The following is a 24106-nucleotide window of genomic DNA, read 5'->3' on the forward strand; positions in this document are numbered from 1 at the left end:
GAAACGAACCCACGGGGCGCAGCACGGCGCTTATGCCTTTCTGCATTTACCTCACCTGAAAGAAGGCCGGGCAGCTCGCTACCCGGCCTTTCTGCAAATTAAACGTACCGGCTACTGCAAACCGACGCCCGCCTTACGGCAGGTTTGCCGCGGTCTCAGCGCTCAGCGGCCGTACCGCCATGCGGTGGGATCAAGGTCAAGGTCCTTGAACTTCTCCGGCATCAGCACCGGGCGATCCACACCAGCTTTCAGCTGCTCGCGAAAATCTCGCAAGATGCGCAGTGCAACAGGGAAAAGCATCATGATCGCCAGAAGGTTTACTAGTGCCAGAACGCCCATCAGCGGATCGGAGAAGAAGAAGACCGTCGTTGCACCGGGTGCAGTCGCGCCCAGGAAAACGACTCCCATAACCGCGATCCTGAGGGCATGTATCACCATGGGATGAGTTGTCATAACCCCCATAGCGCTCTCGCCGAGATAGTAGTTGTACATGATGGAACTGAAGGAGAAGAGCAGGATCGAGAAGGTCAGGAAATATTTGGACCATTCTCCCACCTCGGATACAAGCGACTGCTGCGTCAGCACGATGCCGTCGATATTCGCGGCCCCCGGCACATAGACATCGCTAAGCAGAACGATGAAGGCAGTGCACGAGCATACGACAATCGTATCGATGAAGACCGAAAACGACTGCGTGATCCCCTGACTGATCGGATGGCGCACATCCGCGGTCGCCGCCACGTTAGGCGCTGAGCCAAGACCCGCCTCGTTTGAAAAAAGGCCGCGCCTTAGCCCTTGCGCCACCGCCGCCCCCATGCCGCCGCTCACGGCCTGCTCCGCCCCGAAGGCGTTGGTGACGATCGTCCACAAAACATGAGGCAATTCGGTGATGTTGAGCGCGATGATCACAAGCGCCATGGCGATATAGCCGAGCGCCATGATTGGAACGACCAAATCAGCGGCTTTTGCGATACGCCGGATGCCGCCATAAACGATGAAACCTGTAATCGCCGCGAGCAGCAGCGCCGTCCAGAACCGCTCGATCCCGAGGCTGTCCTCCACAGCGCCAGCGAATGTGTTGCCCTGAAACGCGTTGAAGCCAAAGCCGAAGGCAGCGATCAGGCAGACTGCGTAAAGTATGGCCAGCCAGCGATACTCCTTCCCGAGCCCGTACATGATGTATCCGGCGGGTCCGCCACGATATGTTCCATCCCCCACGGAACGCTTGAAAAGCTGCGCTAGCGAAGATTCGACAAGGCTGGTGCCCATTCCTACCAAAGCAATTGCCCACATCCAAAATACGGCGCCAGGTCCGCCCAGCGTTATGGCAACCGCTACCCCCGCTATATTGCCGCCGCCGACACGCCCGCCGACCGACATCAGCAATGCGGCGCGTGCACTGATGGCATTTGGATCTGCGCTTTGGTTCTTCGAGGACAGGACCCGGAACATCCGACCGAAAAACTGGAATTGGACGAAGCCGCTTGCACCCGTAATGAACAGGCCAAACACCACCAGAATGGGAACAAGCGCCCAGCCCCAGGTCAACTCTTCGATCAGCTCGAAGAACTTGATAACGAATTCCAAGTGCGTATCTCCCTTATAAAAAACTCGTATATTAGGCACGTATGGGTGCCAAACCGCACCCGTGCAGTAACGGTATACTGTATAATCAGGTTATTGCGATAGCCGCATAAGAACCCTCCTATACGATTGCGCTTCCTCTGGTGCCGGATTGTCCTTAGGCCGACCGTGCGGGGGAGGTTCTGATCTTATGACCCGTACTGCCTTGTTTCATTGCGGCAGAGGTCATTCACGGCGCGCGTCCCGGCGCCTGCGGATCACCTCCTCGATCAACTTGCCTGGGCGGGCCTCATGCTCAAGCTGTTCGAATGTGCATTGATGCGGGGCTTTGTCCGGGCGCCAGCGCAAAAGCCTGGTGCCGTGGCGGAAGCGATCTCCCGTCACCTGGTCGTAGGCGACTTCCACCACGAGCTCGTGCCGGAGCGGCTCCCATTCACTGCTGCGCTCGGTCGACCAGCGGCTAGGCCCGCCCGGCGCCTTCCCGGTAAAGCCAGGCGGTCCCTTGAGCTTTTCCAGCCGGCGCGTCAAAGCCGGCCGCTCCTCATTGCTGATCATGGAGGTGAAACCGACATGGTCGAGCTTCCCCTCACCGTTGAAGAGCCCGAGCAGGAGCGAGCCGACGAGAGTGCTGTCTTTCCCGTAGCGGAAGCCGCCCACGACGCAATCGGCAGAGCGGATGCGCTTGACCTTCAGCATGGCGCGCTCGCCACTTTCATATGCACCGTCGAACTTCTTCGCGATGACTCCATCGAGCGCTCCGCCCGCGCCCTCCAGCCAGGCTTCGGCTTCTCTTCGGTCGCGCGTATGGGGCGAAAGCCGAATACCGGAAACCACCGCCTGCGCCAGAAAGCTTTCCAATGCGCTGCGCCGCGCCGTCAGGGGCGCCGTCATGAGGCTTTCGCCGTCAGGCTTCATCAGCATGTCGAAGAGGATCAGCATCGCCGGTGTCTCGCGCGCGAGCTTGCGTATCCGGCTTTCCGCCGGGTGCAACCGCAGTTGCAGGGCATCGAAGGAAAGCGCCTCGCCCTGGGCGATGACCAGTTCGCCATCCAGAATGAATTTTCGGCCAGGCAGGGCGCGCACAATTTCCACGACCTCGGGAAAGTAACGGCCGAGCGGCTTGCCGGATTTGGCGTAAAGCTCGATCTTATCGCCATCGCGATGGGCAAGGCAGCGGAAGCCATCCCATTTCGGCTCAAAGTCCCAGCCCGGCTCCTCGGGCAGGGTCTCCACCGTCTTCGCCTCCATAGGCGGTATCGGCATTTCGAGCGCCGCCGCGGCGTTTATTGTCTCCGGTGAATTGCGTCCGTGCCGTCCGGCCATGGCTGCACCCTTTCGGGGCAGAAACGCCGGCGTTGTGGCGGCGTTCCCGCGCCGGAAGGGAGTTGGTGCGGGAACGCCGATTTTCATCAGCCCGCCCGCATCTGCCGCGCTGCCTCCACCATATTGGCAAGCGCGAAGCGGACTTCCTCCCATTTGCGGGTCTTCAGCCCGCAATCGGGATTGACCCAGATCTGGCGCGGATCCAGCCCGTCCTCCGCCTTCCGCAGGAGGTCGGCCATCTCGTCGGCGGGCGGCACCCGCGGCGAATGGATGTCGAAGACGCCGGGTCCGATATCGTTGGGATAGCGGAACGCGCGAAACGCTCGCAGAAGCTCCATCTTGGATCGCGAGGTTTCGATGGAAATCACATCCGCATCCATCGCCGCGATCGCATCGATGATGTCGTTGAACTCCGCGTAGCACATGTGGGTGTGTATCTGGGTCTCGGGCTTCACGCCGGAGGAGGCCAGACGGAAGCACTCCACTGCCCAGTCGAGATAGGCCGGCCGCTCGGCTTCCCGCAGCGGCAGGCCTTCACGCAGCGCCGGCTCGTCGATCTGGATAACCCCGATCCCCGCTGCTTCGAGGTCGCTCACTTCGTCTCGCAACGCAAATGCGATCTGGCGGCACACCGTCTCGCGCGGCAGGTCGTCACGCACGAACGACCATTGCAGCATCGTGACGGGTCCCGTGAGCATACCCTTCACCGGCTTGTCGGTGAGCGACTGGGCATAGGTGGCCCAATCGACCGTCATCGGCTGCGGCCGGGAAACGTCACCGAAGATGATGGGCGGGCGGACGCAGCGCGAACCATAGCTCTGGACCCAGCCCTGCTTGGTGAAGGCATAGCCCGAAAGCTGCTCGCTGAAATACTGCACCATATCGTTGCGCTCGAACTCGCCATGCACGAGCACATCGATGCCGATCTCCTCTTGCCACCGGATCGCCTTCTCCGTCTCCCCCTTGAGGAAGCCATCATAACCGGCTTCGCTGAGCTCCCCCTTCGCACAGGCGGCGCGCGCCTGGCGCACCTCCGCCGTCTGCGGGAAGGAGCCGATGGTCGTGGTCGGGAATGCCGGCAGGTTCAGCCGCTCCTGCTGCAGCTTGCGCCGCTCGGAAAACGGCTCGGAACGCTTCGCCATCTCGGGCGTGACGGCGGAGAGCCGGCCAGCGACATGCGGATCATTCACGCGGGTCGAAGAAGCCCGCACGGCAAGCGCCCGTGAAGCCATGTCGATGAGGGACTGAACCAGCGAGCGGTCGGCCGACAGCGCGTGGGAGAGAATGGAGAGTTCTTCCACCTTCTGCACGGCGAAGGCAAGCCAGCTCCTGAGCTCCGGATCGACCCCGGTTTCGATCGAGAGATCCAGGGGCACATGAAGGAGGGAACAGGACGGCGCTAACTGGAATCGACCGGGATTGCCCTTCACGATCGGACCCAGCCTGTCGAGAAGTGCAGCAATGTCCGTGCGCCAGATGTTGCGGCCATCCACGACACCCAACGAGATCACGCGCTCCTCCGGCGCCGCCGAAAGCACATCTTGAAGCTGATCCGGCGCGCGCACGAGGTCGAGGTGCAGCCCGGCGACCGGCAGGGCGGCTGCCGTTGGCAGATTGTCGCCCAGCCCGCCGAAATAGGTGGCGAGCATCAGCTTGGGACCTCCGGTCGCCGCCAGCGCGTCATAGGCGATGGTGAAAGCTCGCCGCTCCCTTTCCGTAAGGTCGAGCACGAGGCAGGGTTCATCGATCTGAACCCAGTCCGCGCCCGCCCGCAGCAGCTTGCCCAGCAATTCCGCGTAGACCGGCACCAGCCGCGGCAGGAGCTCCAGCGGGTCGCCACCGTCCCTGCGCTTGCCGAGCTTGAGAAAAGAGACCGGCCCCAGCAGCACCGGCCGCGTGTGGATTCCCTGCCGCTTTGCCTCGTCGAACTCCTCGACCGGCTTCAGCGAGGCGAGCCGGAACGTCTGATCGGCATCGAATTCCGGCACCATATAGTGATAGTTCGTATCGAACCACTTCGTCATCTCCAGCGCCGGCACACCGGTGCCGTCATGATGCGAATGGCCGCAAGCCTCTCTTTCCTGGCTGCCGCGCGCCATGGCGAAATAGGTGTCGAGCGGCACAGCGCCGCCGGCCCAGCCGTAGATTTCAGGAATGGCGCCCAGCGTCACGGCCATATCCAGCACGTGGTCGTAAAGCGTGAAATCGTTGGACGGGATGATGCTGGCGCCTGCCGCCTTCTGCAGAGACCAGTTTTCAGCGCGGATCTTCGCGGCAGCGGCAAGAAGCTCGCCCTCCGAGCTTTCGCCCCCCCAATATGCTTCCAGCGCGAATTTGAGTTCACGGCGGCGGCCTATACGTGGCACGCCGAGCGTGGCAACGGGTATTTGTGACATGGTTTCACCCCTTTCATTAGGGGGCATGGGCACGCGGACGCCCGCGAAAGCGGCACGCGCCGCCTCGCTGCGGCCACCGGGACACCCCGCCCGTGGACGTTCTCGTCATGGCAGGTCTCCTGGCTCGCGGGTCACAGCCTCTCTCCGCCTTCCCGGGTGTCTCCAGTGGCATGTTGGAGAAGAGCTCGCCGCTCACAGTTGCGGGGGCAGCTTCGGCATTACCCGATACATCAACCCCGAAAACCAAAACCAGCTTTCGGAAAGCGCAATAGCGCTGACGGGCGCACCGAATTCCCTCTTAGCCCCGGCGCTGAAAGACGCCGGGGACCACGACGTGTGCAGATTTGCTCAAACGAGGTTGAGAGTCAAGAATGATATAAAGAAATGTTTATGTCTTTAAGTCCTAGCTGACGCTTGGGCCGATGCTCAATCCCAACTGAGCGCCCCTCCGTTCTGGTATTCGATCACCCGCGTCTCGAAGAAGTTCTTCTCTTTCTTGAGGTCCATCGCTTCCGACATCCATGGGAACGGGTTTTCCGTCTCTGGGAACACCGGCGGGAGCCCAAGCTGGGCGCAACGCCGGTTGGCGATGAAATGCATATACTGCTCGCACTGCCCGGCATTGAGGCCGAGAAAGCCACGCGGCATGGTATCGCGCCCATAGGCCGCCTCCAGCTCGGCGGCGTCCTTCAACATGCGGCGCAACTCCTCCTGAAATTCAGGCGTCCACAGATGCGGGTTCTCGTGCTTGATCTGGTTGATGACATCGATGCCGAAATTCAAATGGATCGACTCGTCGCGCAGGATATACTGGTACTGCTCGGCAATCCCCACCATTTTGTTGCGCCGGCCGAGCGAGAGGATCTGCGCGAACCCAGTATAGAACCACATCCCCTCGAAAATCACGTAGAAGGCCACGAGATCGCGCAGGAAGGCCTGGTCGGCTTCGGGTGTGCCGGTGCGGAAATTCGGGTCGTCCAGATGGCGTGTGTATTCCAGCGCCCAGGCCGCCTTGTCGGTGATGGACGGCACCTCGCGATACATGTTGAACAGCTCGCCCTCGTCCAGGCCCAGGCTTTCCACAATGTATTGGAATGTGTGCGTGTGCACCGCCTCCTCGAAAGCCTGGCGCAGGAGATACTGCCGGCATTCGGGATTGGTCAGGTGGCGGTAGATCGCAAGCACGATGTTGTTGGCCACCAGCGATTCGGAAGCCGCGAAGAAGCCGAGATTGCGCTTGACCATGCGCCTCTCGTCCTCCGTCAGCCCGTCGCGCGACTTCCACAGCGCGATGTCGGCCTGCATGGAAACCTCAGTCGGCATCCAATGATTGTTGCACCCCGACAGATATTTTTCCCATGCCCAGCGGTATTTCAGCGGTAGCAGCTGGTTTACGTCCGCCCGCGCATTGATCATGCGCTTGTCGTCCACCGACACGCGCCCCGCCCCCCGTTCGATTGTGCCGAGGCCGGTGGCGTCTGTCTCGCCGGCGGAGGGCGATTGGGAAGGATCGGTATATTCGTTCCAAGTCAGCATTTGGTTCTCCGGAGATTCTTGTGGCTCTTTGTGAGCCGGCGGCCCACCCTCCCCCTTGTGAGATGGGTGGTCGCGAACGAAGTCAGCGAGGGCGGGGTTGGAAGGATGAAACGCCCCCACCCCGGCGCGTTCTGCGCCGAGGAAGCCTTACTGGCACGCCTCGCAATCGGGATCGTCGATGGCGCACGCCTTTACGCCTTCCAATTCGAAGGCCGCCGGCTGCGGCATCACCGCCACGGCATTGAGCTTTCCGTCGGCGCGCTTCAGCGTGGACTTCTCCACATGTGTGGCGGACCTGGAGCGCAGATAATAGGTGGTCTTCAGCCCCTTCCTCCATGCCAGCCGATAGAGCTCGTCAAGCTTCTTGCCGGAAGGGTTGGCGATGTAGAGGTTGAGCGACTGCGCCTGGTCGATCCATTTCTGCCGGCGCGAGGCGGCCTCGATCAGCCAGGCTGGGTCGATCTCGAAGGCCGTGGCGTAGAGCGCCTTCAAATCGTCCGGAACGCGGTCGATCTGGCCGAGCAAACCGTCATAGTATTTAAGGTCCGAGACCATCACCTCGTCCCACAACCCACGCGCTTTGAGATCATGCACGAGCGCGGCATTCACCACCGTGAAATCGCCCGACATGTTCGATTTCACGAACAGGTTCTGATACGCAGGCTCGATCGACTGGCTGACACCGCAGATATTGGAAATGGTCGCCGTCGGCGCGATCGCCATCGTGTTGGAGTTGCGCATGCCGTGCTCCACCACGCGGGCGCGCAGGCTTTCCCAGTCCAGCGTCGTGCCGCGATCCATGCCGTCGACACCGCGGGATTCGGCCACGAAGCTAAGGGAATCGATGGGCAGCACGCCCTTCGACCACAACGAACCCTCAAAGCTCGCATAGGCGCCACGCTCCTTGGCAAGCTCCACGGACGCGGAAATCGCGTGGTAAGCGATCGCCTCCATCGAGCGGTCGGCAAACTCCACCGCCCCTTCCGAAGCATAGGGCAATCTCAGTGTTTGCAGCGCATCCTGGAATCCCATGAGGCCGAGCCCCACCGGCCGGTGGCGCAGGTTCGAGCGCCGCGCCTCGGGAATGGTGTAGAAATTGATGTCGATGACATTGTCGAGCATGCGCATCGCGGTCGCGACCGTTCGCGCGAGCTTCTCCATGTCCAGCCCCTTCTCGCTCACATGCGCGGCGAGATTGATTGAGCCGAGATTGCAGACGGCCACCTCGTCCTTCGAGGTGTTGAGCGTGATTTCCGTGCAGAGATTCGAAGAGTGCACCACGCCCGCATGCCGCTGCGGCGAGCGCAGGTTGCATGGGTCCTTGAAGGTGATCCACGGATGTCCCGTCTCGAACAGCATGGTGAGCATGCGCCGCCACAGATCCACCGCACGCACTTGTCTGAAGACGCGGATCTCGCCACGCGCTGCCCTCGCCTCGTATTCTTCATAGGCCGCCTTGAAGGCGGGGCCATAAAGATCATGCAGGTCGGGCGTTTCGTCGGGCGAGAACAGCGTCCATTCTCCATCCGCCTCCACGCGCTCCATGAAGAGATCCGGCACCCAGTTGGCCGTGTTCATGTCATGCGTCCGGCGCCGGTCGTCGCCTGTGTTCTTCCTGAGGTCCAGGAACTCCTCTATGTCGACGTGCCATGTTTCGAGATAAGCGCACACCGCGCCCTTGCGCTTGCCGCCCTGGTTGACGGCAATCGCCGTGTCGTTAGCCACTTTCAGGAAGGGCACGATGCCCTGGCTCTTGCCGTTGGTGCCCTTGATGCGCGCTCCGAGTCCGCGCACCGGGGTCCAGTCATTGCCGAGCCCGCCTGAATATTTTGCCAGGAGCGCATTGTCCTTTACGGCCTTGAAGATGCCGTCGAGATCATCGGAAACGGTCGTCAAAAAGCAGGAGGAAAGCTGCGGGCGCAGCGTGCCGGCGTTGAAAAGCGTCGGCGTCGAGCACATGAAATCGAAGGTGGAAATGAGATCGTAAAATTCGATCGCCCGCGCCTCGCGATCGATCTCACGCAGGGCAAGGCCCATCGCCACACGCATGAAGAAGGCTTGCGGAAGCTCGTAGCGCACCCCGTCCTCGTGCAGGAAGTAGCGATCGTAGAGCGTCTGGAAACCCAGATATTGGAACCGAAGATCGCGCTCCGGCTTGAGCGCCGCACCCAGCCTCTTGAGGTCGAAGCGGCCAAGCTCCGGATCGATCATCTCCGCCTGGATACCGGCCGCAATAAACCCTTCGAAATACGCCGGATAACGCTCGACCATCTCGGCCTGTGTCGCTTGTGTCGGCCGTCCCTCGACGAAAGTCAGCGCTTCGCGGCGCAGCTTGTCGAGAAGCAGCCGTGCGCTGACCTGGCTATAGTTCGGCTCCGTCTCCACGAGCGTACGGGCGGCAAGGATCGGCGCCAGCGAAAGCTCGTCCAGCGTGATGCCGTCATAGAGGTTGCGCTGTGCCTCCGACAGGATCGCCTCAGCCGAGACCGCCTCCAGCCCCTGGCAGGCTTCCTCGACAACCGCCGTGAGCCGCGCAATATCCAGCGGCGTTTTGCTGCCGTCCTCCAGCATCACTTGTAGGATCGGCTGCGCGGCGTTTTCGGCGGTCTTCGTGGCGGCCCGCTCACGTGCCCGTTCCTCGCGATAGAGCACATAGGCCCGTGCAACCTTGTGATGCCCGTCGCGCATCAGGGCAAGTTCCACCTGATCCTGAATTTCCTCGATATGGAAGGTACGGCCCGCTTCGTTACGGCGCGTCAGCGCGCCCACGACCTGCTCCGTCAGATCCTCGACCACCTCGTGCACGCGGCGTGAACCCGCCGCTACCGATCCCTCCACGGCAAGGAACGCCTTTGTGAGAGCAATGGCGATTTTGCTCGGATCGAACGGCGTGACGGAGCCGTTGCGGCGTATGACGCGATAGGCAGACTCCGCCTCGCGCTCGACCGGCGCGGGTGTAAAGACCGGTCCGGCGGCCGATCCATTGGAAAGCTGAGTGGCAGTCGCTGACATGATAACCCCCGTGGTTGCTGAACGAGGGTCGAGCAGGCATGCCGGACGACAGCGGAAACGAACCGCCGCGATCAAGCGCACCGCCGGGACACCCCGCCCGTGGACGTTCAATGCTCATCACGGCAGGTCTCCTGGCTTGCAGGTCATCGCTTCTGTCAGGCCTTCCCAGCGCTCTAGGAGCACCAGTGGCAATACGCGACACAAGCTCGCTGCTTACAGTTGCGGGGGCAGCGCCGGCCTCACACCGGCTTCCCTCTTAAGCTCTCGACCCGAACGACTCGACAGCACCGTGATGGGCTATATTTAGTAGCCCCGGCACATCTGATGTCAATGCATGGTATCCCGCTATTTTTTTGCAGCAGAGCCTTGACGGCGGTAGAACCTGGAGTTCCGGCGGGGGATAATCAGCTTTTCCCGAATTTTTCCACCGCCAGCGCCAGAGCGCCGTCGAGCGCATTGCCCTGCGCTGGCTTGAGCAAGGCTCGGTACCGTTCGCTAAGATAGGGTGTGTATGGTTTCCCCAGGCCGCCGAGAAGGCAGACACGGTCGCAATTGGGCGGCATCACCGTGTCCAGCGAAGCTTCGATCCAGCGGACCGCTTCGGCGATGATTTTCCTCGCCACCGCATCTCCTCCTTCCGCGCAAGCGAAGATCTCCGGCGCGAATGCACCGAAATCGGCCGGTCGGGCCCGCTGACCGAACACCACGATCTCGCGCGGATCGCCCCCAAAACGGGCAAGCACGGCCTGCGTCACGGAGGATCCTTGAATGACTCGGTCGTGAGCCAGCAAGGTTTCCTCCAGCAGCGCGCGGCCGAGCCTGGCACCGCTGGCCTGGTCGCCGAGCAGGAAGCCCCAGCCGCCGATGATCCGGATTTCTCCACCGGACTGCGCGCCGAACACGGAGCCGGTGCCTATGATGGCGGCTGCGCCATCATGCGTTCCAAGGGCGCCCCGCACGGCAGCGGTCGCGTCCGATTCCACGATGCTGTCCGCAAAGGGCAGCCTTCGCAGCAGTTCTTCGCCGAACCGGCCCACATTGGCGCCGGCGAGCGCCAGGACCGCCTTATGCTCCGAGATACTGGATGGGAAGTCCGCTTGCTTGCCCGCCTGCTCGACAGCCTCGAGGATGTGCTTGAGCGAGCCGCTGAGGTCGGTCATCACATTGGCAGGACCGCTCTCGCCGCGGCCAAGCACGATACCACTCCTATCGGCTATAACCGCCCGGCACCCCGTCCCGCCCCCGTCTACAGCCACGAGACTCATCGTGCCCTACCTACTGTCCCTTACATTTTGGTGCTGGAAAAGCGTAGCGGAATGTTCTTAACATGTCTGCAACCGGAAGTAAGAGGGGCGATGGACGGCGGAAAGGGCAGAGGTTCTAAAGCAGACGCAGGCACTTGCTGCAATCATCAACACCCGTTGGGATGATCGCCGGCTACATAGCACGCCTCAGCGCCCCTGGTACGCGCCGGGATCTAGGGAAGGGAAAAGGCGCTCAGCCATAAGGAGAAACCTATGATATACAGAAAAGCGTTGATGCTTCTGGCGGCCACGAGCATCCTCGCCGGGACGGCAGGCCTCGCCGCGGCGCAGGATGTGACGCTGACGATAGAGAGCTGGCGCAATGACGATCTTGCAATCTGGCAGGAACAGCTCATCCCAGCTTTTGAAGCGCAAAATCCCGGCATCAAGGTGGTCTTCTCTCCTTCCGCGCCGACGGAATACAACGCAGCATTGAACGCCAAGCTGGATGCCGGCTCCGCCGGCGACCTGATCACCTGCCGGCCGTTCGACGCATCATTGGAGCTCTACAACAAAAGCCAGCTGGCGGATCTCACGGATCTGCCGGGCATGGAGAACTTTTCCGACGTGGCCAAGTCGGCATGGCAGACGGACGATGGCTCCGCCACCTTCTGCGTGCCTATGGCCTCGGTCATTCACGGCTTCATCTACAACAAGGATGCCTTTGAAGAGCTGGGTCTGCAGGTGCCGCAGACGGAGGACGAGTTCTTCGCCGTGCTCGACAAGATCAAGGAGGACGGCAATTACATCCCCTTGGCGATGGGCACGAAGGACCTCTGGGAAGCGGCGACCATGGGCTACCAGAACATCGGCCCGAACTACTGGAAGGGCGAGGAAGGCCGTCTTGCCCTCATCAAGGGCGAGCAGAAGCTGACCGATCCGCAATGGGTGGACCCATTTACGACGCTCGCCCGCTGGAAGGACTATTTGGGCGACGGCTTTGAGGCCCAGACTTATCCGGATAGCCAGAACCTCTTCACGCTCGGCCGTGCCGCCATTTACCCCGCCGGCTCCTGGGAAATCTCCGTGTTCAATACCCAGGTGGAATTTGAGATGGGCGCTTTCCCGCCTCCGGTGAAAGCTGCGGGCGACACCTGCTACATCTCCGATCACACGGACATTGGCATCGGCCTGAACGCCAAGAGCCCCAATGCGGAAGCGGCCAGGACATTCCTCACCTGGGTGGCCTCGGACGAGTTCGCGAAGATCTACGCCAATGCGCTCCCCGGCTTCTTCAGCCTCTCCTCGCAGCCCGTGGAGATGGAAGATCCGCTTGCACGGGAATTCGTCTCCTGGCGCGAAAAATGCGAGCCGACCATCCGCTCGACCTACCAGATCCTTTCGCGCGGAACTCCAAATCTGGAAAACGAGACCTGGACGGCTTCCGCGAACGTGATCAACGGCACGGAGACGCCCGAAGCAGCAGCGGAGCGGCTTCAGGAGGGCCTCACGAGCTGGTACGAGCCGCAGCAGGGGAACTAGTGCACAAAGCACCCCCCACCCGCTCGCTGACGCTCGCGGCCTCCCCGCATGAGGGGAGGTCGGCGCTTAGCGCCGGGTGGGGATGGCATCGAAATCCGCGATGACTGTGCAACCAGCCTCAAAGAAACCGATCCGCTGGCACATCGCCGTTTTCCTGGCGCCGGCGCTGCTCGTCTATACGGTGGTGATGATCCTGCCGCTGTTCGGGACGCTGCAGCTTTCGTTGTTCCGCGGCACACCGGAGGCGCAGGTCTTCGTTGGTCTTGAGAACTTCCGAACGCTTCTCGGCGACCCGCGCTGGTCGGCAAGCTTCTGGAATGCACTGTGGAATAATGTCTGGTTCTTCATCATCCACATGGCTGTGCAGAACCCGATCGGCATCCTCCTTGCGGCGCTTCTTTCCAATCCGCGGCTGCGCCTGCGTGGCTTCTACCGCACCGCGATTTTCGTGCCGACCATCCTCTCCTTCGTCATCGTCGGCTTCGTGTGGAAGCTGATCCTGAGCCCCATCTGGGGCGTCGCGCCCAGCCTGCTCGACCTGGTGGGGCTGAAAAGCCTTTTCGCGCCCTGGCTCGGCAAGGAGGAATATGCGCTCACCACGCTGGGCCTCATTTCGGTCTGGCAGTTCGTCGGCATTCCCATGATGCTGATCTATGCCGCCCTTCTGGCCATTCCCGACGAAATCCTCGAAGCGGCCGAATACGACGGCATCACCGGGATGGCGCAGTTCTGGAAGATAAAGCTGCCGCTCATCCTGCCCTCGATCGGCATTATTTCGGTGCTGACCTTCGTCGGCAACTTCAATGCCTTCGACCTGATTTATTCCAGCCAGGGCGCGATGGCCGGCCCGAATTTTTCAACGGATATCCTGGGCACGTTCCTTTACCGCACCTTTTTCGGCTTCCAGTTGCAGATCGGCGACCCGAATATGGGCGCCACAATCGCTTCCATGATGTTCTTCATCATCCTGGCGGGCGTGTGCCTCTATCTCTTCGGCATCCAGACGCGGCTTCGCCGCTATCAGTTCTGAGGGTGGAGATGAGAAACGCGGCAATCAGGCTCGGGCAGCGCTTTGCGGTACCCCCCTCTGCCCTGCGGGGCATCTCCCCCTCAAGGGGGGAGATTGGCCGGCCGCGATTGCCGCACTCATTCTCTGATCATTGGCGAAAGGCCCGGAGACAGCCGATCTCCCCTCTTGTGGGGGAGATGTCCGGCAGGACAGAGGGGGGCGCGAAGGGGCGCCAGCCCGTGCGAGATTCCGCGTCATGAGCCGCGCCCGCTCCTCCCCTTGGCGCAGCGTTGCGGCACATGCCGCGCTCATCACCTATACGGCGATCGCGCTGTTCCCGGTTATCGTCATCGTCATCAATTCGTTCAAGACGCGCCAGGCGATCTTCCGCTCTCCCCTTTCCCTACCCGACGCCGAAACATTCAGCCTCGTCGGCTATCAGACGGTGATGACGCAGGGCGACTTCTTCCTCTATTTCCAGAACAGCCTCATCGTAACAGTCGCATCGCTGTTTTTCGTGCTCCTTTTCGGGGCCATGGCGGCCTTCGCGCTTGCCGAATACCGCTTTCGCGGCAACCCGCTCATGGGCCTTTATCTCGCCCTCGGCATCATGATCCCCATTCGGCTCGGCACGGTGGCGATCCTTCAACTCATGGTGGCGAGCGGCCTCGTCAACACGCTTACGGCCCTGATTCTGGTCTATACGGCGCAAGGGCTGCCGCTCGCCGTCTTCATTCTCTCGGAGTTCATGAAACAGGTTTCCGAAGACTTGAAGAATGCCGGCCGCATCGACGGGCTTTCGGAATACCGCATCTTCTTCCGCCTCGTCCTGCCGCTCGTGCGTCCGGCCATGGCCACCGTCGGGGTATTCACCATGATCCCGATCTGGAACGACCTGTGGTTTCCGCTGATCCTTGCGCCGGCTGAAGCCACGAAGACCATCACCCTCGGTGCCCAGATCTTCCTCGGCCAATTCGTGACCAACTGGAACGCAGTTCTGTCCGCCCTTTCGCTGGCGATCCTCCCCGTCCTCATCCTCTATCTCATCTTCTCCCGCCAGCTCATTCGCGGGATCACTGCAGGAGCCGTCAAATGAGCGAAAAGCCGCTGCGCGTGGTCGTCGCCGGCCTCGGCAATATGGGCAGAAGCCACGCGCTCGCCTATCACCGCAATCCGGGCTTCGAGATCGCGAGCTTGGTGAACCGCTCCCCTGTTCATCTGGAAGGAGAGCTTGCGGGCTATGCGGTCGAGCGCTCCTTCGAGGAAGCATTGAAGCGCGAGCGGCCGGATGTCGCCTCCGTCAACACCTATTCCGACAGTCACGCCGATTATGCGGTGATGGCCCTTGAGGCCGGCTGCCATGTGTTTGTCGAAAAGCCGCTTGCAACGACGGTGAAGGACGCGGAGCGCGTCGTGGCGGCGGCTAAGGCAAATGGCCGCAAGCTGGTCGTGGGCTACATCCTGCGTCATCACCCCTCCTGGCAAAGGCTGATCCAAGAGGCCCGCACGCTGGGCGGCCCCTACGTCTTCCGCATGAACCTCAACCAGCAGTCGAGCGGGCCCACCTGGGAAACACACAAGCAGCTCATGCAGACGACCTCCCCCATTGTCGACTGCGGCGTGCATTATGTGGATGTCATGTGCCAGATCGCCGACGCGAAGCCCGTCGAGGTGCGCGGCATGGGCCTGCGGCTCTCGGACGAGATCAACCCCGACATGTACAATTACGGCCACCTCCAGGTGCTGTTCGACGACGGCTCCGTCGGCTGGTATGAGGCCGCATGGGGTCCGATGATCTCCGAAACCGCCTTCTTCGTGAAGGACGTCATGTCGCCTAGGGGCAGCGTCTCCATCGTCATGGACGAGGGCGCCAAGTCCGACGACATCGACACTCACACCAAAACGGCCAAGCTCCGCGTCCATCGCGCCGCGCGGGAGCCGGGAGGCCGCTTCGCCGAGCCCGACGAGATCCTTAATATGGAGGGCGAACCCGGCCACCAGGAGCTTTGCGAGCGCGAGCAGGCCTTTCTCCTCAAGGCTATCCGGGAAGACATGGACCTCTCGCGCCACATGGAGGATGCTGTGCAGTCGCTGAAGATCTGTCTCGCCGCCGACGAAAGCGTGCGCACCGGGCGCGCGGTGAAATTGTGAGGTCGCCTTGGGTTCGCTGACGCTGGAAAACATCGAGAAGTCCTTCGGCGCCACCGAAGTGTTGAAGGGCATCGACCTTGCGGTGAACGACGGCGAGTTCGTCATCTTCGTCGGCCCGTCCGGTTGCGGGAAGTCGACACTGCTCCGCATCATAGCCGGGCTGGAGGATGCCACCTCCGGCAAGGTGCTGATCGATGGTCAGGCGGTCGATACCGTGCCGCCCGCCAAGCGCGGCATCGCCATGGTCTTCCAAAGCTATGCGCTTTATCCCCACCTCAACGTGCGCGACAACATGGGGCTGGGCCTCAAGCAGGCAGGACGCCCCAGGGAAGAGATAAAGGCACGCGTGGCCACGGCATCCAAGATGCTCGGCCTTGATGATTATCTGGAGCGCCGCCCGGCGGAGCTTTCGGGCGGCCAGCGCCAGCGTGTCGCCATTGGGCGCGCCATTGTGCGTAACCCCAAGCTCTTCCTCTTCGACGAGCCGCTTTCAAATCTGGACGCCGCGCTTCGCGTGAACACGCGACTTGAAATCGCCAAGCTTCATCGCGAGCTCAAGGCCACCATGATCTATGTGACGCATGATCAGGTGGAGGCAATGACCCTGGCGGACCGAATTGTGATCCTGAACGCCGGCCGGATCGAGCAGATCGGTACCCCAATGGAGCTCTACAACCGCCCGGCAAACCTCTTCGTGGCCGGCTTCATCGGCTCGCCCAAAATGAATCTGATCGAGGCCGAGAAGCTTGGAAAGAACGGCGCGAAAACGCTTGGCGTGCGTCCCGAGCACGTAACGGTCGACCCGAACTCCGGCGACTGGAAAAGCACCGTCCTGCATGTGGAGCATCTCGGCGCCGACACGATCCTTTATCTTGACACGGAGCAGGCCGGCCTCATCACCGCCCGTCTTTTCGGCGAGCACCAGTTCGCACCCGACGACAAGCTATTCGCCACACCTCAGCACGAGCGGATCTATCGTTTCGACGCGAATGGTGACGTGATCGCCTGATCGGAAATCCCAAACGGGCGCTTGTCGCGCCCGCAAGTCTGAAATTTTAGGCCGAAAGGCTTGCGGCCAATAGCACCAGCCCCAGCATGAGCACCAAAAGCGCACCGGCGATCTCGATTCCGTTATGGATTCGGGTCCCCCACGCGCCGCCGCCGGAGAGCGCAACGGCCCAGTTTTTGGCCGTTACGGCAAGAATTGCGAGCACCGAGACCGTGATTGCCGTGCCGAGTGCCATAGCGAAGACCGAGACGATTCCGCCAAGCCAAAGCGCATTGAGAAAGGAGAATGTGAGCACGATCAGCGCCCCGGAACAGGGCCGCATCCCTACCGCAGCCACCGCCGACCAGGCTGTGCGCCAATCGAGCCGGTCACCGGAAAGCTTTGCCGGGTCCGGCGCGTGGGAGTGCCCGCAGCTTGGGCAGACCTCGCCCGGCGCGTGAACATGGTGATGATGGCCGTCATCATGGTGGTGATGATGACAGTGCCCATGATGTTCGTGATGCCCCTCATGCCCATTATGACGGTGCTCGCCGGTATGGGCTGCGGAAAGGCTGTGCATCGCATGGCCCTCGTCGCGCCGCAAGAGCGGGCCGAGCTTGCGCCATAACAGCCAGGCGCCGAATGCGGCGATGAGCGCATAGCTCAGAATTTCCAGAAACCAGGTGGCATCGGTCATGGAAATCGCGGTGCCGCGCAAAATCAGGAACACCGACCCCATGACCACGATCGCCGTCAGAGCCTGCAGGATCGCCGAGGCGAAGGAGAGCGTGATGCCGCGCTTCAGCGCCACTTCATTGGCGAGCATGTAGGAGGAGATCACGGCCTTGCCATGGCCTGGCCCTGCCGCATGGAAAATCCCATAGGCGAAGGAAAGGCCGACCAGGACCCAGAGCTGCGATCCGTCCTCGCGCATCGCCTTCAGCGCGCCAGTCAGCGCGCGATAAAAGCTCTGCTGCTCGTTGTTTACCCACTGCAGAAGCCCGGCGAAGCGGCCGACCGGCGCGACGGACGGCTCCGCGGTTCCGATGCCTAGCGAGCTCTGCGCGTGGGCATGAAAGGCAAGGATGGCCGTCGTGGCTGCGATCAGGAAGAGCTTCGCGGAAAGCCCGACATGCTTGGTCATCATTCAGCCCTTGCAGGTGAGCTCGAGTTTCGTCGCAAAGATTTTGCTGTAATCGGTTCCTGTCGGATCGTTGAAAAATGCTTCCGTCAACGTCGACTGATTCTGCGCGATCGCATCATCCGGGTCCGGCCGGACAACCGTGTGATTGCAATCCTGGGGCAGGTTCTCAACCTCCAGATAATCGTCCTCGGTGAAATCGATCGCCGTGTAAAATGTCGGGTCGTACACGCCGAAATTTACCTTGCCCTTGAGCTGGAGCGGCTCCTTGGGCTTGGATTCGAAGAGGATGATGAGCTGATTGTCGGTGAAATCCGCCATCAATTCGGCCGGAGCCTCCATGGCCACATCACGGCCGTTGGCGCTGACGATCTGGAAATAGTTGAACTCGGCAAGGGAATCGTGGACGACGCCCGCCACCTCCTTCAGTTCCTCCTCATCGAGCTTCAGGTCCTGGTTCTTGTCGAATTCAACGAGGACCGTGCTTGAGAAAAGGTCGTCGAACCGCCATACATGGCGCAAGGCTTCCACCTGGCGCTCCGGCCCGATTGCCACGTTGAGCCGTGCTTCTGCAAAGACGTGCGGATGAGCCAAGGCCGGTGAACTGAAAGCCAGCATTCCAGCAGTGATCCAGGCCGGCGCCGCTTTCCCCGTGCTACCGCTCATGCTGAACATCCCCTCGATTTCTTGAATTGTATTATCTAGACGAACCTGGCGAAATTAGGATTAAATCTTCGTCTCGGCTCCACAATTTTCCCTAAGCCATTGCGCGAGGAAATCGACCAGCGCGCGCACTTTGGCCGGCAGATACCGCCGGTGGGGATAAACCGCAAAAATGCCCGCTCCGTCTGTAATGAACTCGTCCAGAACGGTAACAAGCCGTCCGGCCTTCAACTCGGCCATGGCAATGAAATCTGGAACAAAGGCAAAGCCCAGGCCCGCCAGCGCGGCAGCGCGCACCGCGAGGGGACTGTTCGCCTCAATCGGCCCTGATACCGGCACGGTTATCGGCACGCCCCCCTCCTGAAATGGCCAGTTGTGCCGGTAGCGGCTGTTGGTGTCGATGAGGCATGGCAGGTTCTGCAACTCGCGAGGATGCGTCGGTTTTCCATATTTCTCGATCAAGGAGGGCGAGGCGCAAAGCAGTACTCGGAAAGGGTTGAGCCGCCGCGCGATCATGCTGGAATCATCAAGCTTCGTGATCCGGATCGCGAGATCGAACCCCTCCTCCACAAGGTCTACAAAGCGGTCATCCAGCTGAATATCGAGCGTGATTTCCGGATGGGCCGTCGCAAAATCGATCAGCGACTGGCCAATGGGAGCGTCTGCAAAGGTTCGGGGGGCGGAAAGCTTTATGCGGCCACGTATACCGCTTGCCGATTCGCGAACGGTTTCCGACAGCGCATCGATTTCCCGTACGAGTTCGAGCGCACGCTGGTAATAAAGCCCGCCGGCTTCGGTAAGCGAAAATTTCCGGGTCGTGCGGTTCAGCAGCAACGCCCCCAGTTCATCCTCGAGTTCCCGCACATATTTGGAAAGCAAAGCCTTTGAGCGGCCCGATTTCCGCGCCGCCGCTGAAAATCCTTCCGCATCGGCGACTTGGATGAAAGCGCGCATCCGCGTCAACGTATCCATGATCCTACGAACCCGCGAGGATCTTGGAGGCGAGCCGTATGAGCTGGCGGTCGCTGCCTGCCGGCCCGAGGAGGGAAATGCCGAAGGGCGCGCCATGCACCTCTCCGAGCGGTATGGAGATCTGCGGCCAGCCGAGCAGCCCGGCGATGCAGGTGAGCGCAAGGCCCCTGTGGCGATAGCTTTCCTGTTCCTCAAGAGTGGCGATCTTGAGCGGCGCAGCCGAGGGCTGTGTTGGCATTACCACCACCATATCAGGGCGCATCAGTGCATTGAAATCGGCCTGGAATTCGCGCCGCCTTCGCCTTGCGTTTTCTGCCGTCTCATCACTGATCGACCGGCCGTAGGCGAAGCGCTCTTTCACTCCCGGGCCGAGTTCCCGGTCCTGCTGCGACAGAAAATATGCCTGGGAAAGCCAAGCCTCATGGGCCTGGATCTGCCGGAAGCACTCATACAGATCCTCGATTTCGCCGGGAAGGGCGACATATCCCGCAGATTTCCCGAAGTGATCGAGCACACGGCCGAGCATCTCTCCATAGGCCGCGCTCTCCGCTTGGCCGAAAAGCCGTGCCTCGAATTCACTGATTCGAACCGGCGAGCGCAGTGTCCCGCCATGAAAGTCCTCTCCCAGGAGCACCTCGCCGACAGCCTCGTATGTGCGGGCATCGCGAGCAAACCAGCCAAATGTATCGAATGACGGCGCGAGCGGCATGGCGCCTTCCATGCTGATTCGCCCGTGCGTGGTGCGCAAGCCTATCAGGCCGCAGAAGGAAGCGGGAATCCGCACCGATCCGTTCGTGTCCGATCCGATGGCGAAGTCTGCCAGTCCGCCAGCCACGGCCGCCGCCGACCCGGAGGATGAGCCTCCCGTGACGCGCTCCGGCGCCCTCGGATTCACCGGCGGGGGAAAATGCGCGTTCATGCCCATCATCGAGAAGGCGAGTTCGTCGGTCTGTGTCTTGCCCGCAAAGGCCGCGCCTGCGTCGAGCAAGGCCTGGATCGCCGGCGAAGAGTGGGATACAGGGCCTCGTTCGGCTTCCTTCTGCGGGTTCCCGCATCCGGTCGGATAGCCGGCAACGTCGTAAATATCCTTCACGCCGAACGAGAGGCCACGAAGCAGGCCGGTGGGCGATGAGGGCACCGCTGTTTGCGGGTAGTCCAGAAACGCGTTCAGGCTGTCCCGCGTGCCCGTCATGACGATTCTCCTTGGCTGATCGGCAGACAATCGGCGCATGTGCCAAATTTTTCAAGCGCCCGAAAATTTGGCGTTGATTGTGACATCGAACGCGCCTATATCCCGCCTTGCCCAAAGTCGCACGTGCCTGTGGGTGTCCGCCGGGCCTCGAAATGGCGAGGAAACCGGTACGGTACCTGGACCTAACCGCTCCAGTCGATCTTACGGCCAACCGAAGATCGAGGACATCTTGAAGCAACGACGGTGCGGGCCTTTCTGGTGTCTGCCGGTTGTCCAAAGACCGGGGTTACTGAAGAGGCACACCTTCATTGCCGGCAGTGCGGAGGGACATCCCATCCAAAGCTGAGGCAGACAAAGCGAGCCTTCGCCTTGCGGCGGAAGCTCATCGCAATGCGCAAGACGCGTCAACGGTCCGGTGCTCTCCACCCTCCGGCCGCGGAAACGCAAAGGCGCATCCTTTGTCCACCGCGGGCCGCAAGGCTCGCAGAGCTTGAGCTTTCTTGAGCGGCCTTGGCCGCCGACGGAGGGAAATGATGGCTACTCAGCGCATCCTTGACTTTCTCGCCACCCGACGACCCGACGGTCCCTGCCTCGTGGTCGATCTCGATGTCGTGCGCGACAACTACCTCGCCTTCGAGCGGGCGCTGCCGGATTCCAGGATCTACTATGCCGTGAAGGCCAATCCTGCGCCGCAGATCCTGCGCCTGCTGACCTCGCTCGGCTCCTCTTTCGACACGGCCTCCGTGGCGGAGATCGAGATGGCGCTCGACGCCGGCGCGACGCCTGACCGCATCTCCTACGGCAACACGATCAAGAAGGAGCGTGACATAGCCCGCGCCTTCGCGCTGGGCATCCGGCTCTTTGCCGTCGACAGCACCGAGGAAGTGGAGAAGATCTCGCGCGCAGCACCGGGCAGCAAGGTTTTCTGCCGTGTGTTGACGGATGGAGCCGGCGCCGAATGGCCGCTTTCGCGCAAATTCGGCTGCGTGCCCGCCATGGCCGTCGATGTCCTGCGTCGTGCGAAGCAGCTCGGCCTTGAGCCCTATGGCGTCTCCTTCCATGTCGGCTCTCAGCAGACGGATCTTTCCGCGTGGGATCGCGCGCTGAGCGATGCCCGCATGGTCTTCGCCGCTTTGGCCGACGAAGGCATCGTCCTGCGGATGGTGAATATGGGCGGCGGTTTCCCGACCCGCTACCTCCGCGACGTGCCGGAAGCACAGGCCTATGGCCAGGCGATTTTCTCGTCGCTGCGAAAGCATTTCGGCAACCGCATCCCGGAGACGATCATCGAGCCGGGCCGCGGCATGGTCGGCAATGCCGGCGTCATCAAGTCGGAAGTCGTGCTCATCTCGAAGAAGGCCGACAACGACAATGTGCGCTGGGTCTATCTCGACATCGGCAAGTTCGGCGGCCTCGCCGAGACGATGGACGAGGCGATCCGCTATCCGCTGGTCACCCGGCATGATGGCAGCGAGACAACTCCCTGCGTGCTCGCCGGCCCCACCTGCGATTCGGCGGACGTGCTCTACGAGAAGACGCCTTATCCTCTGCCGGTCTCGCTGACGATCGGCGATGAGGTGCTGATCGAGGGCACGGGCGCCTATACGACGACCTATGCCTCGGTGGCGTTCAACGGTTTCGAGCCGCTTCGATCCTACGTGATCTAGAGCATTTTGCAGCCGGGTGGCATCACCCAGCGCCGCACAAATGCAGCAAAGGAGAGGCGAAAAGCCTTTCGGATCGGCTGGCGCGGTAGCACGTCCGCGCCGGCTCTCGTGGAACAGCCGCTTATGAAGGATCGGGGCCATGTCCCAACACGCTGTCGAAACCTTCGGGATCGATGATTTCCCGGCCGTAGGCAAAACGCCTGCTTTCTCCGTTGCACCCGAAACGCCCGCCGATATTCCCGCGCGCGAGGCGCTGCTCGACCGTGCAATGGGTCCGAAACGCAGGCGCAAATCCTCTGAGAAGCTGCGCCGAGGCCGCCTGCCGGCCGAAGGTCTTGCCTTTGTGGCCCGCGCCGCCGACGGTTCGCTGATCGGCACCGTCCGCCTCTGGAACGTCCGGCTCGGCCATGGCGGATCGCCCGCCCTGCTGCTCGGGCCGCTCTCGGTCGAGCCGTCGCTGAAGAGCATGGGCGTTGGCAAAGCCCTTATGCAGCACGCGATCGCCGAGGCCGGGCGTCTGGGCCACGGCGCCATCCTGCTCGTGGGCGATGCGCCCTACTATGCCCGCTTCGGCTTTTCAGCGGAAAAGACCGACCGGCTCGCTATGCCCGGCCCTTACGAAAAAGAGCGCTTTCTGGCACTGGAGCTCGTCGACGGTGCGCTTAATGGCGCGCAGGGGGTGCTGGAGCCGGCGGGGCGGAAGATATCCCTGGCAGCTTGAGCTATTTTTCCTTTCGCCTTTGGCTGCGCGCCCTCAGCCAGAACACCAGGAAAAACGCCGCCACGAAGACCGCCGCGACCACACCTGCCGCGGCGGCGGAGAAATTAGCCACCCACAGCATGATCCGCGGCATCAGAAAGGCAACGATGCCGAAACCGATCAGGATGAGCGCGGCTGCGATAATGGAACCACGATTTTCGTTCATCTCCGCCCGCCGCGTGCCTTGAGCGCACTCTCGCCGAGTACTCCGCCCTGACTAAAGCTGATCTCCACGCGCTTTTTCCCTGAAGGTTTCGAGCCGTTCCACTTGCCGCCCCTTGCTATCGAAATTTTCCGGCGCAAGCCACAATTCCATGGTGCGGCGTATCGCCGGCCATTCATGATCGAGCATCGCGAACCATGCGGTGTCGCGGTTCACGCCCTTCACAACCATATGCTGGCGGAAAATCCCCTCAAAGCGGAAACCGAAGCGAAGCGCTGCGCGTTTTGAGGGCTCGTTGAGGTTATTGCACTTCCATTCGAAGCGGCGATAGCCGAGATCGTCGAAGACATGCCCTGCGAAAAGAAACAGCGCCTCGGTCGCGAGCCTCGTCCTCGCAATGCCCGGCCCCCAATAGATGTTGCCGATCTCAGCCACGCCGTTTGCCCTGTCGATGCGCATCAGCGCCTGCCGGCCGCCGACCTTGCCTGTCACAGCATCGACGACAGCGAAGAACAGGGGATCATCGCTCGCGGAAGCCTTATCGAGCCAGGGCTGGAATTCCTCGCGGCTCTTTGGCGGATAGTCGCCGAGCCAGCGGAAGCGCTCCGCCGCATCCGCAACGCATGAGACGGCGAAAAGCCCATCGCCATGCGCGCCTGGATCGAGCGGTTCCAGCCGGACATAACGGCCCGTCAGTGGCTCGCGGGCGGGCCCGGGCCGGGCGGTCCAGTTCATCAGTTCCTTCAAGGTCGGACTCTCGATT

The 24106-nt window shown here is 61.6% G+C and carries 19 protein-coding genes and 2 riboswitches; of the genes, 7 read left to right on the forward strand and 12 right to left on the reverse strand.

All coding sequences use genetic code 11. The features are described 5' to 3' along the window. Nucleotides 1–162: 162 nt before the first annotated feature. The 6 genes from GNP00_RS09205 to GNP00_RS09230 all read right to left on the reverse strand — a co-directional run bounded on the left by GNP00_RS09205 (nucleotide 163) and on the right by GNP00_RS09230 (nucleotide 11116). Nucleotides 163–1587, reverse strand: a complete 1425-nt coding sequence (locus GNP00_RS09205) for an alanine/glycine:cation symporter family protein (protein ID WP_011582017.1) — start codon at nucleotides 1585–1587, stop codon at nucleotides 163–165. A gap of 222 nt (nucleotides 1588–1809) precedes the next feature. Then, on the reverse strand, nucleotides 1810–2907 hold the full coding sequence (locus tag GNP00_RS09210; RefSeq protein WP_011582018.1) for an ATP-dependent DNA ligase: 1098 nt from the start codon (nucleotides 2905–2907) through the stop codon (nucleotides 1810–1812). A gap of 86 nt (nucleotides 2908–2993) precedes the next feature. Beyond that, entirely contained in the window at nucleotides 2994–5303 is a 2310-nt protein-coding gene (gene metE / locus GNP00_RS09215) for a 5-methyltetrahydropteroyltriglutamate--homocysteine S-methyltransferase (protein WP_011582019.1), read from the reverse strand. Between the two features lie 92 nt (nucleotides 5304–5395). Next, nucleotides 5396–5650, reverse strand: a riboswitch (cobalamin riboswitch). A gap of 79 nt (nucleotides 5651–5729) precedes the next feature. Beyond that, nucleotides 5730–6839: a ribonucleotide-diphosphate reductase subunit beta gene (locus tag GNP00_RS09220; protein WP_011582020.1), complete on the reverse strand. Its 1110-nt coding sequence runs from the start codon at nucleotides 6837–6839 to the stop codon at nucleotides 5730–5732. A 147-nt stretch (nucleotides 6840–6986) separates the two neighbouring features. Beyond that, nucleotides 6987–9851 carry a ribonucleoside-diphosphate reductase subunit alpha gene (locus GNP00_RS09225; protein WP_011582021.1) on the reverse strand — a complete coding sequence of 955 codons (2865 nt, stop codon included), beginning with the start codon at nucleotides 9849–9851 and terminating at the stop codon, nucleotides 6987–6989. Between the two features lie 104 nt (nucleotides 9852–9955). Next, nucleotides 9956–10158: riboswitch (cobalamin riboswitch) on the reverse strand. A 97-nt stretch (nucleotides 10159–10255) separates the two neighbouring features. Further along, entirely contained in the window at nucleotides 10256–11116 is an 861-nt protein-coding gene (locus GNP00_RS09230) for a glucosamine kinase nucleotide-binding domain-containing protein (protein WP_011582023.1), read from the reverse strand. A gap of 252 nt (nucleotides 11117–11368) precedes the next feature. Between GNP00_RS09230 and GNP00_RS09235 the strand changes: the two genes are divergently transcribed. The 5 genes from GNP00_RS09235 to GNP00_RS09255 all read left to right on the forward strand — a co-directional run bounded on the left by GNP00_RS09235 (nucleotide 11369) and on the right by GNP00_RS09255 (nucleotide 16806). After that, nucleotides 11369–12637 carry an ABC transporter substrate-binding protein gene (locus tag GNP00_RS09235; protein ID WP_011582024.1) on the forward strand — a complete coding sequence of 423 codons (1269 nt, stop codon included), beginning with the start codon at nucleotides 11369–11371 and terminating at the stop codon, nucleotides 12635–12637. Between the two features lie 100 nt (nucleotides 12638–12737). Next, nucleotides 12738–13667, forward strand: coding sequence for a carbohydrate ABC transporter permease (locus tag GNP00_RS09240; protein ID WP_041545539.1), 930 nt, complete (start codon nucleotides 12738–12740; stop codon nucleotides 13665–13667). Between the two features lie 235 nt (nucleotides 13668–13902). Continuing rightward, nucleotides 13903–14742 (forward strand): carbohydrate ABC transporter permease, encoded by an 840-nt coding sequence (locus GNP00_RS09245; RefSeq protein ID WP_011582026.1) that lies wholly within the window; start codon nucleotides 13903–13905, stop codon nucleotides 14740–14742. After that, complete coding sequence (locus tag GNP00_RS09250; protein WP_011582027.1) at nucleotides 14739–15797, forward strand: Gfo/Idh/MocA family protein; 1059 nt, start codon at nucleotides 14739–14741, stop codon at nucleotides 15795–15797. The genes GNP00_RS09245 and GNP00_RS09250 overlap by 4 nt, the downstream gene beginning before the upstream one ends. A 7-nt stretch (nucleotides 15798–15804) precedes the next feature. After that, entirely contained in the window at nucleotides 15805–16806 is a 1002-nt protein-coding gene (locus GNP00_RS09255) for an ABC transporter ATP-binding protein (RefSeq protein WP_011582028.1), read from the forward strand. A 46-nt stretch (nucleotides 16807–16852) separates the two neighbouring features. Here the strand turns inward: GNP00_RS09255 and GNP00_RS09260 are convergent, their stop codons facing one another. The 4 genes from GNP00_RS09260 to GNP00_RS09275 are packed head-to-tail and all read right to left on the reverse strand — an operon-like array spanning nucleotide 16853 to nucleotide 20753. Next, on the reverse strand, nucleotides 16853–17932 hold the full coding sequence (locus GNP00_RS09260; RefSeq protein ID WP_011582029.1) for a nickel/cobalt transporter: 1080 nt from the start codon (nucleotides 17930–17932) through the stop codon (nucleotides 16853–16855). Further along, nucleotides 17933–18592 (reverse strand): DUF1007 family protein, encoded by a 660-nt coding sequence (locus GNP00_RS09265; protein ID WP_011582030.1) that lies wholly within the window; start codon nucleotides 18590–18592, stop codon nucleotides 17933–17935. Between the two features lie 60 nt (nucleotides 18593–18652). Further along, nucleotides 18653–19561: a LysR family transcriptional regulator gene (locus GNP00_RS09270; RefSeq protein ID WP_011582031.1), complete on the reverse strand. Its 909-nt coding sequence runs from the start codon at nucleotides 19559–19561 to the stop codon at nucleotides 18653–18655. 4 nt (nucleotides 19562–19565) lie between these two features. Further along, nucleotides 19566–20753 (reverse strand): amidase, encoded by a 1188-nt coding sequence (locus GNP00_RS09275; RefSeq protein ID WP_011582032.1) that lies wholly within the window; start codon nucleotides 20751–20753, stop codon nucleotides 19566–19568. Nucleotides 20754–21286: 533 nt separating this feature from the next. On the opposite strand from GNP00_RS09275, the gene odc2 reads away from it, so the two are divergent. Then, nucleotides 21287–22420, forward strand: coding sequence for an ornithine/lysine decarboxylase (gene odc2, locus GNP00_RS09280; RefSeq protein WP_011582033.1), 1134 nt, complete (start codon nucleotides 21287–21289; stop codon nucleotides 22418–22420). 139 nt (nucleotides 22421–22559) lie between these two features. Then, nucleotides 22560–23141: a GNAT family N-acetyltransferase gene (locus GNP00_RS09285; protein ID WP_011582034.1), complete on the forward strand. Its 582-nt coding sequence runs from the start codon at nucleotides 22560–22562 to the stop codon at nucleotides 23139–23141. Nucleotide 23142: 1 nt separating this feature from the next. On the opposite strand, the gene GNP00_RS09290 is transcribed toward GNP00_RS09285, so the two are convergent. Then, entirely contained in the window at nucleotides 23143–23346 is a 204-nt protein-coding gene (locus tag GNP00_RS09290) for a hypothetical protein (RefSeq protein ID WP_011582035.1), read from the reverse strand. Nucleotides 23347–23397: 51 nt separating this feature from the next. Beyond that, nucleotides 23398–24090, reverse strand: a complete 693-nt coding sequence (locus GNP00_RS09295; RefSeq protein WP_041544782.1) for a GNAT family N-acetyltransferase — start codon at nucleotides 24088–24090, stop codon at nucleotides 23398–23400. Between the last annotated feature and the right edge of the window lie 16 nt (nucleotides 24091–24106).

This window comes from Chelativorans multitrophicus (assembly GCF_011317445.1).
Classification (GTDB): domain Bacteria; phylum Pseudomonadota; class Alphaproteobacteria; order Rhizobiales; family Rhizobiaceae; genus Chelativorans; species Chelativorans multitrophicus.